Origin of the sequence: Chloroflexus sp., assembly GCF_034432675.1 — a bacterium.
Lineage (GTDB): Bacteria > Chloroflexota > Chloroflexia > Chloroflexales > Chloroflexaceae > Chloroflexus.
In genome coordinates, this window is the sequence record NZ_DAOUBI010000169.1 from 20,496 (window position 1) to 34,646 (window position 14,151).

General features: G+C 55.4%; 13 protein-coding genes and 1 pseudogene. 6 read left to right on the forward strand and 8 right to left on the reverse strand.

Annotated features, from left to right (window positions below):
- Nucleotides 1-2: 2 nt before the first annotated feature.
- Genes VAE55_RS12545 through VAE55_RS12555 form a run of 3 tightly spaced genes read right to left on the reverse strand, consistent with a single transcriptional unit; the run spans nt 3 to nt 1,394 of the window.
- Nucleotides 3-521, reverse strand: a complete 519-nt coding sequence (locus tag VAE55_RS12545; protein WP_322816116.1) for an NADH-quinone oxidoreductase subunit C — start codon at nt 519-521, stop codon at nt 3-5.
- A gap of 1 nt (nt 522) precedes the next feature.
- A complete protein-coding gene (locus tag VAE55_RS12550; RefSeq protein WP_322816117.1) occupies nt 523-1,047 on the reverse strand; it encodes an NADH-quinone oxidoreductase subunit B family protein in 525 nt (174 codons plus the stop codon).
- Entirely contained in the window at nt 1,038-1,394 is a 357-nt protein-coding gene (locus VAE55_RS12555; protein WP_012258748.1) for an NADH-quinone oxidoreductase subunit A, read from the reverse strand. The genes VAE55_RS12550 and VAE55_RS12555 overlap by 10 nt, the downstream gene beginning before the upstream one ends.
- A gap of 334 nt (nt 1,395-1,728) precedes the next feature.
- Between VAE55_RS12555 and icd the strand changes: the two are divergent.
- A pseudogene (gene icd, locus VAE55_RS12560) lies at nt 1,729-3,066 on the forward strand (NADP-dependent isocitrate dehydrogenase); the annotation flags it as partial.
- A gap of 108 nt (nt 3,067-3,174) precedes the next feature.
- Entirely contained in the window at nt 3,175-3,531 is a 357-nt protein-coding gene (locus VAE55_RS19165) for a cyclic nucleotide-binding/CBS domain-containing protein (RefSeq protein ID WP_416181198.1), read from the forward strand.
- Between the two features lie 1,532 nt (nt 3,532-5,063).
- Here the strand turns inward: VAE55_RS19165 and VAE55_RS12565 are convergent.
- Nucleotides 5,064-6,260 (reverse strand): PLP-dependent aminotransferase family protein, encoded by a 1,197-nt coding sequence (locus VAE55_RS12565; protein ID WP_322816119.1) that lies wholly within the window; start codon nt 6,258-6,260, stop codon nt 5,064-5,066.
- Nucleotides 6,261-6,346: 86 nt separating this feature from the next.
- On the reverse strand, nt 6,347-7,303 hold the full coding sequence (locus tag VAE55_RS12570) for a D-2-hydroxyacid dehydrogenase (RefSeq protein WP_322816120.1): 957 nt from the start codon (nt 7,301-7,303) through the stop codon (nt 6,347-6,349).
- A gap of 247 nt (nt 7,304-7,550) precedes the next feature.
- Here VAE55_RS12570 and efp point away from each other — a divergent pair, with 247 nt between their 5' ends.
- The gene (gene efp, locus VAE55_RS12575) at nt 7,551-8,120 is read left to right on the forward strand and encodes an elongation factor P (RefSeq protein ID WP_322816121.1); all 570 of its coding nucleotides are present in this window, start codon (nt 7,551-7,553) and stop codon (nt 8,118-8,120) included.
- Nucleotides 8,121-8,598: 478 nt separating this feature from the next.
- Here efp and groL read toward each other — a convergent pair whose 3' ends face one another.
- The 3 genes from groL to VAE55_RS12590 are packed head-to-tail and all read right to left on the reverse strand — an operon-like array spanning nt 8,599 to nt 11,129.
- Nucleotides 8,599-10,236: a chaperonin GroEL gene (gene groL / locus VAE55_RS12580; protein ID WP_322816122.1), complete on the reverse strand. Its 1,638-nt coding sequence runs from the start codon at nt 10,234-10,236 to the stop codon at nt 8,599-8,601.
- Nucleotides 10,237-10,241: 5 nt separating this feature from the next.
- Nucleotides 10,242-10,538: a co-chaperone GroES gene (gene groES, locus VAE55_RS12585; RefSeq protein ID WP_012258739.1), complete on the reverse strand. Its 297-nt coding sequence runs from the start codon at nt 10,536-10,538 to the stop codon at nt 10,242-10,244.
- 57 nt (nt 10,539-10,595) lie between these two features.
- On the reverse strand, nt 10,596-11,129 hold the full coding sequence (locus VAE55_RS12590) for a DoxX family protein (RefSeq protein ID WP_322816123.1): 534 nt from the start codon (nt 11,127-11,129) through the stop codon (nt 10,596-10,598).
- A gap of 936 nt (nt 11,130-12,065) precedes the next feature.
- On the opposite strand from VAE55_RS12590, the gene VAE55_RS12595 reads away from it, so the two are divergent.
- The 3 genes from VAE55_RS12595 to VAE55_RS12605 all read left to right on the forward strand — a co-directional run.
- On the forward strand, nt 12,066-13,061 hold the full coding sequence (locus VAE55_RS12595; RefSeq protein ID WP_322816124.1) for a S8 family serine peptidase: 996 nt from the start codon (nt 12,066-12,068) through the stop codon (nt 13,059-13,061).
- Complete coding sequence (locus VAE55_RS12600) at nt 13,022-13,831, forward strand: PA domain-containing protein (RefSeq protein ID WP_322816125.1); 810 nt, start codon at nt 13,022-13,024, stop codon at nt 13,829-13,831. Before VAE55_RS12595 ends, VAE55_RS12600 begins: the two co-directional genes overlap by 40 nt.
- 15 nt (nt 13,832-13,846) lie before the next feature.
- On the forward strand, nt 13,847-14,151 hold a 305-nt coding region (locus VAE55_RS12605), incomplete at its 3' end, for a hypothetical protein (RefSeq protein ID WP_322816126.1).

The window sequence follows — 14,151 nt, forward strand, 5'->3', positions numbered from 1 at the left end:
GGCTACTCCCTCACGAACGGCTTACGAGCGTAAATGCGATCCTGGTTAAACGTAAATGCAACTTCCTCGTCGCCAAGCGGATGATCCTTGCGGAGCGGATGGCCGACCCAATCGTCCGGCAACAAAATGCGGATCAGCGACGGATGGCCATCAAACCGGATGCCGAGCAGATCGAACGTCTCACGTTCCTGATAATTGGCAGTAGGGAAGAGTGGCGTCAGCGACGGTACGGTTGGTTCAGGCTCATCACAACCAACTTTCAAACACACACGATGACGATGGCGCATACTGGTCAGATGCGCGATCACCTCAAAGCGCGGCTTTCGTCCGAGGTAATCAACCCCACAGAGATTTTCCAGGAATGTATAGGCAAATGCAGGGTCATCGCGCAAAAACTGAGCCGCAGCCAGATAGCCCTTGGGCGTGAAGGTCAGACTCAGATCGCCCCGAAACTCATTGACCGCCAGAATCTCGGCCGCAAGCCGTTCACGTAATGCAGCAAGCACCGTTTGATTATCCATACTACTTCACCTGCACAAGCGGCTGATCAATACGGATGGGAGACTCCTTCTTGCCACTGATCTTCTCGCGCATCACCTTTTGATGCAGCATCATAATGCCGTCGATCAATGCTTCAGGACGTGGCGGACAACCGGCGACGTAGACATCGACCGGAACTACCTCATCAACCCCTTGGACGATAGCGTAGTTGTTGAAGATACCACCACAGGCGGCGCAATCACCCATCGCAATCACCCACTTAGGTTCGGGCATCTGATCGTACAGGCGACGCACAACCGGCGCCATCTTCCGCGATACACGCCCGGCGACAATCATCAGATCGGCCTGACGGGGCGAAGCGCGGTTCAATTCCATGCCAAAGCGCGAGAGGTCGTAATTACTCGCCTGTGCGCCCATCATCTCGATGGCACAGCAAGCCAGACCAAACAGTAAGGGCCACATGGCATTTGTCCGTCCCCAATTGACAACCGTCTCGAGCGTTGTGGTCACAATCCCAAGACTACCAGCCTTCTCCTCTATTCCCATCGCAACGCCCCTTTCTTCCATTCATAGACAAAGCCGACGAGCAGCACCAGGAAAAAGACTCCCATGGCAGCAAGACCGGCAGGGCCGAGCTGACGAAACACCAGCGCGAACGGGTAAAAGAACACCACCTCAATATCGAAGACGATGAAGAGCATCGCTACCACATAAAATTTCACCGGAATGCGTCGGATTGCCGGCCCAACCGGATCCATCCCCGACTCGTAGGGCGCCAGCTTGCGCGGCGTGCTGCGACGCGGACCGAGCAGGGCCGACAACGTGATCACGAACGCAGCAATGAAAACAGCGATGAGAAACAAGATCAGTACCGGAACATATGACTCAAGCATAGACGGCCCCTCAGCATACTATCGCAGAATCTACCGACACGGATGGCGGTGTCAAAGGAATTATACCTGTCTTCAAGGTTGTGTCAATCAGCACGAACTATGAAAATTCTTCGTGCAACAAATCGCAAAAACCTTTGCAAGTAATAATGTACGATGGATGAAGATCAGTTGGCAATGATTATGATGCCAGATATGGATGAATCCAGTTCATGAGATAGACAGATGTTGAGCAACAGAACGGGATTACATTGCATGGTCATAGTAGTCAAGATAGCGATTGTCGGCTATAATACAGGCCGCAATCTATTGTAAGGCATGTTTAAGGAGAGTCACCATGAAACCGACGCCAGCAGGCGAAGCCATTCAAATCAGTAACGGGCGCTTGCAAGTACCCGATCATCCGATTATTCCGTTCGTAGAAGGTGACGGTACCGGACGTGACATCTGGCGGGCAAGTGTACGTGTCTTCGACGCGGCGGTTGCACTGGCTTACGGCGGAAAGCGTAAGATCGAGTGGCTTGAGGTGTTGGCAGGCGAAAAAGCCTTTCACGAGACGGGTAACTGGCTCCCCGACGAGACAATTGAGACGTTTCAGAAGTACCTGGTCGGGATCAAAGGCCCATTGACAACCCCGGTTGGCGGCGGCATCCGCTCGCTGAACGTTGCCTTGCGCAAGCATCTCGATCTCTACGTCTGCCAGCGACCGGTCCGCCACTTTGCCGGTGTTCCTTCGCCGGTCAAGCACCCGGAGAAGGTCGATATGGTCATCTTCCGCGAGAACACGGAGGATGTTTACACCGGCATCGAGTATCGCGGCGGTAGCGAAGAAGCGGCGAAGATTATCGCGTTTTTGCAGCGTGAATTCCCGAAAGATTTTGACAAGATTCGCTTCGGCACGCCTGAAAAGACCGATGAATTCCGCCAACTGATCGGCGAACAACCGGAAGGGAAGATTGAGGTTGGCATCGGGATCAAGCCCATCAGCCGCATCGGTACCGAGCGCATTATGGCAGCGGCAATTCAGTACGCGATTACCTACAAGCGCAAGAGCATCACCCTGATGCACAAGGGGAACATTCAGAAATTCACCGAGGGCGCTTTCCGCGATTGGGCCTATGAGTACGCTGAGCGTGCCTTTAGCGATTATGTATATACGTGGGCGCAATGGGAGCGCACGAAGGCTGCGCGGGGTGAAGCAGCGGCGAATGCCGAGCAGAAAGAGGCGCTGGCCACCGGTAAGATTCTGGTTAAGGATGCCATTGCCGACATTATCTTCCAGCAGGTTCTGACCCGCCCCGATGAGTTTGATGTGATTGTTGCGCCGAACCTCAACGGCGACTACCTCTCTGACGCCCTCGCGGCCCAGGTCGGTGGCATCGGGATCGCCCCTGGCGGTAATATCAATTACGTCACCGGTCATGCTATCTTCGAGGCAACCCACGGCACGGCACCAAAATATGCCGATCTCGACAAAGTCAACCCCGGCTCAGTCATTCTGTCGGGTGAGATGATGCTGCGCTATATGGGCTGGACGGAAGCCGCCGATCTGATCATCGCCGGCCTCGAGCGCACCATTGCCGACAAGACGGTGACATACGACTTTGCCCGTCTGATGGAAGGGGCGCGCGAGGTGAAGACCTCGGAGTTTGCCAGCCTGATTATCGCTAATATGGAGAAGATCGTTGCCGGCGATGTGCCACATCCCACCCCGACCTTCGGCCCGGAGATTCTGCGCCGCGCCGATGGCCGCGTCTACCCGCATGGTAGCGTTGGTGCCGTCATGACGCGGGCAGTGGTGGCAGTACCGGCGGAAGCCTCACTCCGCGAGACGTCGATCTATATGCATGGACGTGGCATCCATTCGGTGATTGTCAAACCTGACGCCAGTGGCGAATGGGGCATTATGACCATGCGTGACGTGTTGAAGAAGGTCGTGCGTGAGGGCCGGGCCATCGATGGTTTGACCGTCGGTGATCTGACGAGCCGGCCATTGCTGAGTGTCAGCCCGAATACGCCGATTACCGAATGCGCAGCGCTGATGGTCGAGCGTAATATTCGCCGGCTGGCGGTATTTGAGAACGGCGAGCCGATTGGGATTATCTCCGAGACCGACATCTTCAGCCACGTTGCGGAGTAGGCCGGATATAACAGGAGTAACGTTCGGGCAGCCTGGATGTAATCAGAGCACATTCGCAGCATTCTGACAGGCGGGGTAGGTGAAGGCAATAGCTTCACCTACCCTCCTTCCTTTTCTCTACAGATGTGCTTGTAGCAGGTATGTCAGTGCATACGTTGCCGGGGAGAACTCGTGGGTAAGATGTAAGTAGAACTCATTTCATAAAAGCTGTGCTATCGTGCTACTGTAGCCCAAGTGCATGAACGCTTGGCAATCACCCCTGTCTTGTTGGCAGTGCGCCGCTCCAGCCGTGCCAGCACGTGCTGGATGGATCGCCGTACCCGCTCGTCATGCGCGTGTCACGCAGTTTGAAGTGCGGCAGCATGGCTGCCGCAACAGCTGTGCTCACGATCCGGCGCGTGGCATACCGTTACCCATCCTGGTCACGGAGAAGCTGGAGGTGATCGTTTCGATCATCGAGTCGGTCGGGCATGCATGCGATACCTGTGCGTAGACGTTTGGTTATACCAGGTTCGTGCCTGTACACCGACGGACGTCAGCACCTGACGGCGGTGACGGAGATGCCTGCACGCGGGCTAGAAGCCCACGCCACGAGAAACCCGCGCTACAGGGAGTGCTTGCAACCCGGCCTAACGCAGCGCGACATGTGGGTAATGTATAGTTGTCGCGGAGGGGCTAGATGTGCTCGTTACGATCATAGAGACGGTCGGGAAAGAATAATCTAACTGCCAGTAGACATTTTTGAAATAGGTTCTGATAAGCCGCATGGCTGCTACACACCATACTGCGCTCACTACATTGCCGGATAGGCACAAATGGCAGGATGTGTCTGCTAACCGCATTGCCTGGTGGGCACGGGTGGCAGAATGGTATCAGCTGACCGGATGGTCAGACGTTCACATGCGGCAGCATGGCTGCCGCACTCCAAAAACGGCGATCATTGCGTGGCAGGTGGTGCATGGCGGGCAGGTTGTTTGTGTGGACGGAGGACGGTGGGTGCAACCCGGTGTAGGTGCTTCCGGTGTAGGTAAAACGTGCTCAGGCAGGTTGTTTGTGTGGACGGAGGACGGTGGGTGCAACAGCATAGCTGCCGCACTCCAAAGACAACAATTACCTGCGCTGACCGGCCTGGCGGACGAACACTCGCGGCAGCCTGGCTGCCGCACTCCAAAGACAACAATTACCTACGCTGATCGGCCTGGCGGACGAGCACACGCGGCAGCATGGCGCCGCACTCCAAAGACGGCAATTACCTACGCTGATCGGCCTGGCGGACGAGCACTCGCGGCAGCATGGCGCCGCACTCCAACCGGCCTGGCGGACGAGCACACGCGGCAGCATGGCGCCGCACTCCAAAGACGGCAATCACTGCGCTGACCGACCTGACGGACGAGCACTCGCGGCAGCATGGCTGCCGCACGCCATATTGCGCCAACCGCATTGCCGAGTAGGCACGTGGGGAAGAAAGGGCATCGAGCACTTTATGTAATGTGCTCGATGCACGAAGAGATAACTACGATTTTTTTGAACTCCTAGAGATCGGCAAAGGCCGAGCCAATAATCGCGATTGCTTCTTCGATCCGCTCGTTGCTCTGGAAGCTGAAGGCAAGACGCATTGCATTATCACCGCGTTCCCGTTCAACGAAGCAGGCGGTGCCGGCCAGAAATTCCGCGCCACGGGCACGTGAGGCTTCAAGTAAGGCACGGGCACTTACCCCTTTTGGCAACCGAACCCAGATGAAGAAGCCACCAGCGGGCATGACGAAGCTGGCTTCTGCCGGAAAATGGCGCCGAATGGCCGCTGCCATCGTTGCACACTTGACTGCGTAGTGCTGGCTAAGGGTGGCGATGTGCCGTTCGAGGCGGCCATCGGCACAGAAGCGGGCAACAACCCGGGTGATGAAGGGGCCGGTGGTGCCTTCGGCCTTCACCATCAGCAGGCGGTCGATGATCTCGCGGCGGGCATGCACCCAGCCAATCCGCAAACCGGGCGCCAGGATTTTGGAGTAGGTACCCACCCGAATGACCCAACCATCTTGATCGAGGGCAGCCAGTGAAGGTAATGGTTCGCCGGTAAAGCGGAGATCAATGTAGGCATCGTCTTCAACGACCGGTACCCCGTATTCCGCTGCCAGATCCACCAATTGCCGACGCCGGGGCAGGGTCATGGTCACGCCGGTTGGATTGTGGAAGGTGGGAATGGTGTAGATAAATTTCGGTCGCTGACCATTTGCCGCCAGGTCGCGCAAGGTGTCGGCCAGCATCTCGACGTTCATACCTTCCTCATCAACCGGGATGTTGATCAGACGCGCACCCGACTGAACAAAGCGCCGCACTGCACCGAGAAAGCTGGGTGCTTCAATGATTACGATGTCACCCGGCTCTACGAATATCTCCGGCAGAAGCGCCAGAATCTGTCCGGAGCCGTAGCCGACCAGGACATGTTCGGGTTGGGCGGCCACACCTTCAGCCTGTAAGCGAGCCACAATCTGATCGGTCAGACCGGGATAAGACATTGCATAGTTCAGTGACTCGGCAGCTTCGTAAGCCAGTACTTCGGCTGCGGCAGCCATCAGCTCGGCACGGGGAAAGAGTGTCGGATCGGCCAGCCCATACGACAGGCTGATCAGGGGACGCACCGGTTCACCGGCAGCACCAAACAGGGGCGGCACTACATCGCGCACCCGGCTGGCGAAGAGTGCTTCGAGGCGGTCGGTCATTGAGGTCATGCAGGCGTTCTCCTCTTTACTATAGCGATTGGTACAACAGGTATCTGCTCATTGTTTTCAGAATAACATGGATAGTGTGTACTGGACTAATACCCGGCCTGTTTGTCCACAACATTGATCATTGGCTGTTGTTGGAGAAACGCTCGTAGATTGGTAGCGAAGAGATCAAGGGTACGCGACCGGATGTGCGGCGAACTCCAGGATACGTGAGGAGTAACAAAGACGTTCGGTAGTGTCCAGAACGGGCTATCCGGGGGTAGTGGTTCCTGAGCAAACACATCGAGGCCGGCACCGGCAATCCGCCGTTCGCGCAGCGTCTCAATCAACGCTGCTTCGTCGATGATTTCACCGCGGGCAATGTTGATCAGATAGGCATCAGTCTTCATCAGCGCCAGCTCTGCTCTGCCAAACATGTGGCGTGTTGCCGGTGTGAGCGGGGTGGCAATGACAACAAAATCGGCTGCCGGAAGTAATGATCGCCATTCACCCTCACCAACAACGCGCTCGACGCCTGGGGTTGGGCGTGGAGTACGGCGCGATCCCCATACCCGCATCCCAAAGGCGCTGGCACGTTCGGCAATAGCCTGCCCGATCTGGCCTAGGCCGATGATCAGCATCGTACTGCCGGGCAGCTCTCGTAATTGCAGGTCCTGGTCGCGCCAGCGATGGGCAGCCTGCAACTGGTGCAGATGAGAGGCCTGTTTGACATGACTCAGGGCAAAGAGCATGACAAACTCGCTGATCGGGATGGCATGCACGCCGGCTGAATTGGTCACGATAATATCACGTTCCAGCACTTCGGGAATGAGCGAGCCGTCTACGCCGGCACGGGGAATGTGCAGCCAGCGCAACGCCGGCATCTGTCGCACCAGACGTGACAGTTGTTCAGCGGTAAAAAACCAGCGTAGAAGGACCTCGGCATCGTCGATAGGGGCTTCTGGTTGACCATCACGGTCGTACCAGACGATTGTGGCATCGGGGGCAACCGCAGCAATGCGCGGGAGAAGTTCATCGCGTAGCAGGCTCGGCAAGACAAGCTTCATAAGAATGTGCTCCTGTATGGATGAAGCCTTAAACGGGATCGATTTAGTTGCTATTGTACCTGAGACCGGTCATTACCTGATCAGTCAAAAGATGGGGATGGAAGAGCGCACAGCGGTCGCAGAGAGGTCTCTTCGCCAACCAACTTGCGCAGAATCCCGAATCAGCCTATAGTGGTAGCATTCGCCGGGCAACGGCGGTTTCCCGGCTTGTGTATTGTTATGCAAACAAAACAAGGAGAATATTGAGATGGCTGCCGGAACAACCTCTGATTTGCGCAATGGAATTGTGATTCGTTACAACAACGATCTGTACCAGGTGGTTGAATTTCAGCACGTGGCACCAGGCAACTGGCGGGCGTTTGTCCGCATGAAGCTCAAGAGCCTCACGACCGGGAAAGTGATTGAAGATCGGGTACGCGCCGGCGCGGAAATCGACATCGTGCGGATTGAGCGGCGACCGATGCAATATCTCTACCGTGAGGGTGATAGCTTCATCTTCATGGATAACGACACCTTCGACCAGGTTCCGGTTTCAGCGGAGCTGGTTGGCGACGCGATGCGCTTTATGAAGGAGAACGAGACGGTCGATCTGGTCTACGACGCGGAGAAGGATACGATTATTGGCGTCGAATTGCCGATTTTCGTCAATCTGAAGGTCGTCGAGACAACCGTTGCCGTCCGTGGCGACACTGCAACCAATGTGACCAAGCCAGCGACCCTGGAGACCGGTGCCGTGATTGAAGTGCCGGCATTTATTAATGAAGGTGATGTGTTGAAGATCGACACCCGCACCGGTGAGTATATTACGCGGGTGTAGTTGAGGTTGATCTGTCTGAGATCAAATCTGCCTGACACTGCACCTCTTGCGGGTTATCAGAGCCGTACAGGAGTGCGGCCAGGCGTGCGACACGCCCCCACCCTAATTCGCCCCCGCTGGGGGCGGGAACTCCAGTGCAGATGGCTCCCACGGTCACGAGTTTGCTCAGGATTGCAATAGCCTGCTGGAAGCAGACACGATGGGCTGTGTTTATTGGAAGTGATTCGGAGGCACGCTCCTTTAGAGGAATACCAACACGTGCGCACTACAGTGTAGCGCTCAAGGATGCCACTGAGGGAGATAACTGGTAGCGTGCAATAACTTCTATTAGACCAGACTTGATGTGATATGCTGTGCAGGATCACAACACTCCTGCACAGCGTGACTCAGCAGATCATAAAGTTCAGTAAGAACGCAAAACGTGCGCATGTCGGAGATTTGCGACATGCGCACGTGTCATTGTGCCTACCGGATTGGATTAGAAGTCATCGTCCGGCATCGGTGGCGTACCGTTCTTCTTCTTCGGTTCGGGTGCATCGACGATCAAGGCCTCGGTGGTCAGCACCATACCGGCAACGCTGATCGCATTTTCGAGGGCGGATCGCACAACCTTCGCCGGGTCGATGATACCGGCCTGCATCAGATCGACGTAGGCACCGGTCATCACATCGTAGCCGTAGTGGTTGTTGTTGTGCTTTCGCTGCTCGTTGCGCACATTCTCGACCACCACCGAACCATCTTCACCGGCATTGGTGGCAAGCTGACGCAGTGGCTCTTCGAGCGCCCGGCGCAGGACATTGAGTGCCATTCGCTCTTCTTCAAACTGGGTAGTGACATTATCAAGCACCGGGGTTATATTCAGCAGCGCAACACCACCACCGGGCACAATGCCCTCTTCAACCGCAGCTCTGGTTGCGTTAAGCGCATCTTCAACGCGAGCCTTGCGCTCTTTCATGGCCGGTTCGGTCGGTGCGCCAACCTTAATGACGGCAACACCACCCGACAACTTCGCCACCCGCTCTTGCAGCTTCTCGCGGTCGTAATCGGAAGTGGTGGTTTCAATCTGCTGCTTGAGCTGGGCAATCCGAGCCTGAATGGCCTGCTTGTCGCCGTAGCCTTCAACGATAACAGTGTTATCTTTGTCGGCCTTGACACGGCGAGCACGACCGAGGTCTTGCAGGGTGGCACTTTCGAGCTTGCGACCGATCTCTTCCGAGATGACGGTACCACCAGTGAGGATAGCAATATCCTGGAGCATGGCTTTGCGCCGATCACCGAAGCCGGGTGCTTTCACGGCCAGAGCATTGAGCGTGCCACGCAGCTTGTTGACGACCAGCGTTGCCAGCGCTTCACCATCAACATCCTCGGCGATGACTAGCAGATCCTTCTTCCCGCTGTTCAGCACTAACTCAAGGATCGGCAAAAGATCTTTGATCGCACTGATCTTCTTATCGGTAATCAAAATGTATGGCTCATCGAGCACTGCCTCCATGCGGGCAGAGTTGGTGACGAAGTAGGGCGAGATATACCCGCGGTCGAATTGCATACCTTCGACTAGCTCGTGCTCGAGATGCGTGCTCTTCCCTTCTTCGACCGTTACGACACCATCGCGGCCAATCTTATCCATCACCGTAGCCAGCAATTCACCGACTTCGGCATCCTGGGCCGAGATGGTAGCAACATTACGAATCTCATCGCGGGTCTTGAGCGCAATGGCTTGCTCTTTGATACGAGCCACTAACGCCTGACCACCTTTGTCGAGGCCGCGTTTGAGCAGCATCGGATTAGCACCGGCTGCAACCAGCTTCAAACCCTCGTTGATAATCGCCTGGGCCAGAACGGTTGCTGTCGTCGTACCGTCGCCGGCGACATCATTCGTCTTAACTGCGGCCTGCTTGAGCAACTGCACGCCAAGGTTGGCGAACGGATCTTTCAATTCAATCTCTTTGGCAACGCTCACACCATCGTGGGTTACCGTCGGGGCACCCCACTTCTTATCGAGCGCAACATTACGGCCACGAGGACCGAGGGTCGTCTTAACGGCCAGAGCCAGCGTATCAATACCGTGTTTCAGCGCTGTGCGGGCTTGCTGATCAAAGATCAGTTGCTTCGCCATACTACTTACTCCCCTTCAATGATACCAAGAATATCCTTCTCCTGAAGAATCAGGTATTCTTCATCGTCAATCTTGAATTCCGTACCAGCATATTTAGCGTAGAGCACATGCTGACCGACCTTAACACTCATCGGGATCAGCTTACCGTCATCAGCACGACGACCCGGACCTACCGCAATCACCTCACCCTCCATCGGGCGCTCTTTGCTTGCGGTATCGGGTAGGAAAATGCCGCCTTTTGTCTTCTCTTCACGCGGCTTTGGTTTGACCACAACCCGATCGTTCAATGGTTTAACGTGCACAGACGACCTCCTCATTATTCATGGTTGGGGGTAGTCTCAGGCACTACCCCACCTTGCCTAATGAACGGCCTGACTAGCACCATTCGCCGAAGCCATCGTCGTGCGCGGCTGCCGGCTCAGGAGAGCGAAAGCCAGACCAACCAACACGAGGATCAGGCCAATCCAGAAGGTTTGGGGCTGTGGAAGGGCAAACCCGAGGACGCGGTCAAGCGTATAGGCACCGGGTTCCTGCAGCCCTATCACCGCGGCCAGTACAAGGAGAACAATATTGTATTCACTGCCTCCGTTGCTAATCCACAATCCATGCGACCAGTGAACGAGAGCGATTGCTGCGATCATGACGGCAATGATTGCCAGTGAGCCAAGCGGATGAAAGAGGCCGAGGGCAAAGAGTAGGCCGCCGCCAAACTCAGCCAGACCGGCCATCAGCGCCCAGACACGTGGTGCACGTATCCCCATACTTGCCAGCCAGTCGGCGGTTGCCCGCAGGCCATGACCACCGAACCAGCCCAACAGCTTTTGGGCACCGTGCCCCATCATGAGCAGCCCAACAACCAGTTGCAGGATGAGCAGACCCAGATCCATCGTCATGACACACCACCTCCTTGATCGTCAACGTACATCGGCGCCGCGTCTGCGTCGGGCCGATACAGCGATGATGATGTAAAAGGTGTACGTCTCTGTAGATAAAAAACCGATGTTAGATAGTCATCAGCGCTGTGTTAGCAATATATTAGAAGTGTGAAGGGGAGACACCGACAAAGCCATGCGAGAATGAGATACCTGTAGGTTCTTGGCAGCCAGCCTCTACATCAATGTATTGTGAAAGAGAACTGATTACCATGGTCAGGCAGCTGGGTCGTTGGAAGCACTGCCATGGACGAGAGCCTGTCACACCAGCTTTTACACACAGCGACGCATCGTTCAGGTGTGATCCCCGCGCTGAAGTGGCACCGGGCATAGCACCGGCGAGGCATTGGTTCTGCACATTCACACAGGTACTGGGTTCAAGGCAAACCGACGGCTCACGCTTCCGGGTTTACTGAGATCAATTCTGCACACCCAACATTGTCGGCGTAGACCATGGGTACAGGCAACATGCCATTATGTGGAATTACTAGCCTCGAAGCAGGATCATCGCGTAGCAGCCCACCTAATACGTAGATGCTGGCAGAAATGAAAGCCTATGATTACGTTGACCCTAAAACGATTTATAACAAACTTTTTATCGAATAAATAAACATTTTTTCTTCTATTAATCTCAACAATTTGATCGACCAATCGTTAATCTCTTGAAACTTTACAAATTTTCTATCACAATAAACATTGTTCTTTGCAGCTAAGCACAGAGTGGATATTCAGGGTACATGCTATGGCCCGTACCTGGGGAATTTTTGTTCTGTTTTCTGAACAAGAAGGTGAGATCTTACTGTCATGACACCATACAAGGGAGTATACTGTTGTCTTGTTTTTGTGTAATCAAGGGGGCACACGAGTCGTCCATTTTCACGCAACTACCTGATTGCATTGACAGTACTGCTATCGATCGCACTGGCCGAAATTATGCCGTTACGCCCCGTAGAAGCGCAACTACGCCCTGATCGCCCAACGCCCGGAACGCCACTAACTATCGAAGCCCTCACTGCAAGTAGCCGTGAAGATGTGGCTGTCAACAAAAATCTGGCCCTCTCACGTGACGGCACCCTTGCCAGCGTCTTCCTCAAAATCGACTTACCATCACTCACCTCGTTTATGGTGCAGGACGGTATCACTGACATCAATGCCCCCGCAGCCCAGGCCTATCTGCATCAACTGTATGCCGCACTTGATGCGCTGATCGCCCAGGCGCAACAGCGAATCCCCGGTTTGATCGTCACTCACCGTTTGGATCTGATCATCGGCAGTGTTTCGTTGTCCGCTCCGGTTATTCATCTCGACCAGTTGCGTTGGCTACCGAATGTGGTTGAGGTGATTAACGACCGGATTGAGCGCATCGAGACCTACCGCACCCCGGCGTTTATTGGCGCAACCACGGCCTGGAATCGTGGCGGTGGTTCGGCATTTGCCGGTGAAAGCGTGATCTTTGGCGTCCTCAACAGTGGTGTCTGGCCCGAACATCCGTCGTTCTCCGATCCCGATCCGCTTGGCAAGCCCTACGCTCCACCACCGCCCGCACCGGGTAATTCCGGTGGTCTCCGCGCATGTAATTTCGGCAGCACGACACTCGGCGATGCACCATTCACCTGCCATAACAAGCTGATGGGTTCGTATCGTTTCATGACAGCCTACGACTTTTTTGTCGGTACCGAACCAGATGAGTTCCGCTCCGGACACGATGATGATGAACATGGTACACATACCGCTTCAACGGCAGCCGGCAATCGTGGTGTTCCGGCCAGTGATGGCAGCCGGGGATTCGGGATCATTTCCGGCATCGCGCCACGGGCATATATCGTAAACTACAAAGTGTGCGGTGAGCTGGGATGCTTTACGACCGACTCGGCAGCGCCGTGCAGCAGGTGATCCGCAATGGTGTGCACGTGATCAACTTCTCGATCAGCGGTGGTATCAATCCATGCAGCGACATCGCCTTACTCACATTTCTTATCGCCTACAATGCCGAGATTCTGGTTTCGGCATCAGCAGGGAACGCTAGCCCAGCTCCCGATACGGTCAACCACCGCAAACCGTGGGGAGCGACGGTTAGTGCCAGCACTTCGGAGCTGTCGCACCTCAGTACATTAACGGTGCAGGGAAGCAGCAGAACGTTCATCGCAGTCGGCGCTTCGAGCGACACCGGGATTTCGACACTTGCGCCGGTTGTGGTCAATGCTGCCGACCCGCTGTCTCTCAATCCGGCAGCAGCCGGCACATTCATCGGACAGATCGTTGTGTGCCGGCGAAGAGTCATTGCCCGCGTCGCGAAGAGAGCGAATGTGGCAGCCGGTGGGAGAATCGGTATGATCCTCTACAAGCTAGCACCAAACAGCCTCGATGCTGACTTCCACTCAATTCCGGCATTCTTCACCCTAAGTCGCCCGTTTGTCCTCGCCGGGCAAACGTACAATACCATCGGTATGGTCAGCAATGGGTACGCTATAATTGGCGGCGGTACAGCAGCGGATGGGCAATTTATCAATCGTACCTTCCCCAACCCTGCCCACCCGAACAATACGCTGGGTGCATTCTGGACCGACCTCGATGGTAGTGCTGGAGGGAGCTACTATACTTACCTTGTTGGATTTGGACCGCGCAGTAATCCGGCGAATGCCTGCTGGTTGATTCTGGAGTAGGAAAACGCACCGAACTTGAGCAACAACGCTCAACGGAATACATTCCAGATCTGGATCGGATTGAACGGTGTTGAAGACATTACCTACTCGTACGGTCCTGTTCTCTCCAGCGGTGACGGCGGCTATGTCACTGTCGGTGTTGAGAATGCGTTCGGTAATCGCGGGGCGAATATCTACAGCAACGATGGCTTCAGCCCAATTGTAGGCACCATCCCAACCGCGAACTCGAACGATATCTACATCGAGACCACCCCCGGCACACCGGGACAGACCATCACCATTGGCTTCCGCGCCCAGGGTGTGCGCCTTGGACGCTGGAC

Coding starts and splice junctions, on each gene's coding strand:
- VAE55_RS12545 (WP_322816116.1), bottom strand. CDS start 521: ATGGATAATCAAACGGTGCTTGCTGCATTACGTGAACGGCTTGCGGCC.
- VAE55_RS12550 (WP_322816117.1), bottom strand. CDS start 1,047: ATGGGAATAGAGGAGAAGGCTGGTAGTCTTGGGATTGTGACCACAACG.
- VAE55_RS12555 (WP_012258748.1), bottom strand. CDS start 1,394: ATGCTTGAGTCATATGTTCCGGTACTGATCTTGTTTCTCATCGCTGTT.
- VAE55_RS19165 (WP_416181198.1), top strand. CDS start 3,175: ATGACGCGGGCAGTGGTGGCAGTACCGGCGGAAGCCTCACTCCGCGAG.
- VAE55_RS12565 (WP_322816119.1), bottom strand. CDS start 6,260: ATGACCTCAATGACCGACCGCCTCGAAGCACTCTTCGCCAGCCGGGTG.
- VAE55_RS12570 (WP_322816120.1), bottom strand. CDS start 7,303: ATGAAGCTTGTCTTGCCGAGCCTGCTACGCGATGAACTTCTCCCGCGC.
- efp (WP_322816121.1), top strand. CDS start 7,551: ATGGCTGCCGGAACAACCTCTGATTTGCGCAATGGAATTGTGATTCGT.
- groL (WP_322816122.1), bottom strand. CDS start 10,236: ATGGCGAAGCAACTGATCTTTGATCAGCAAGCCCGCACAGCGCTGAAA.
- VAE55_RS12590 (WP_322816123.1), bottom strand. CDS start 11,129: ATGACGATGGATCTGGGTCTGCTCATCCTGCAACTGGTTGTTGGGCTG.
- VAE55_RS12600 (WP_322816125.1), top strand. CDS start 13,022: ATGCTTTACGACCGACTCGGCAGCGCCGTGCAGCAGGTGATCCGCAAT.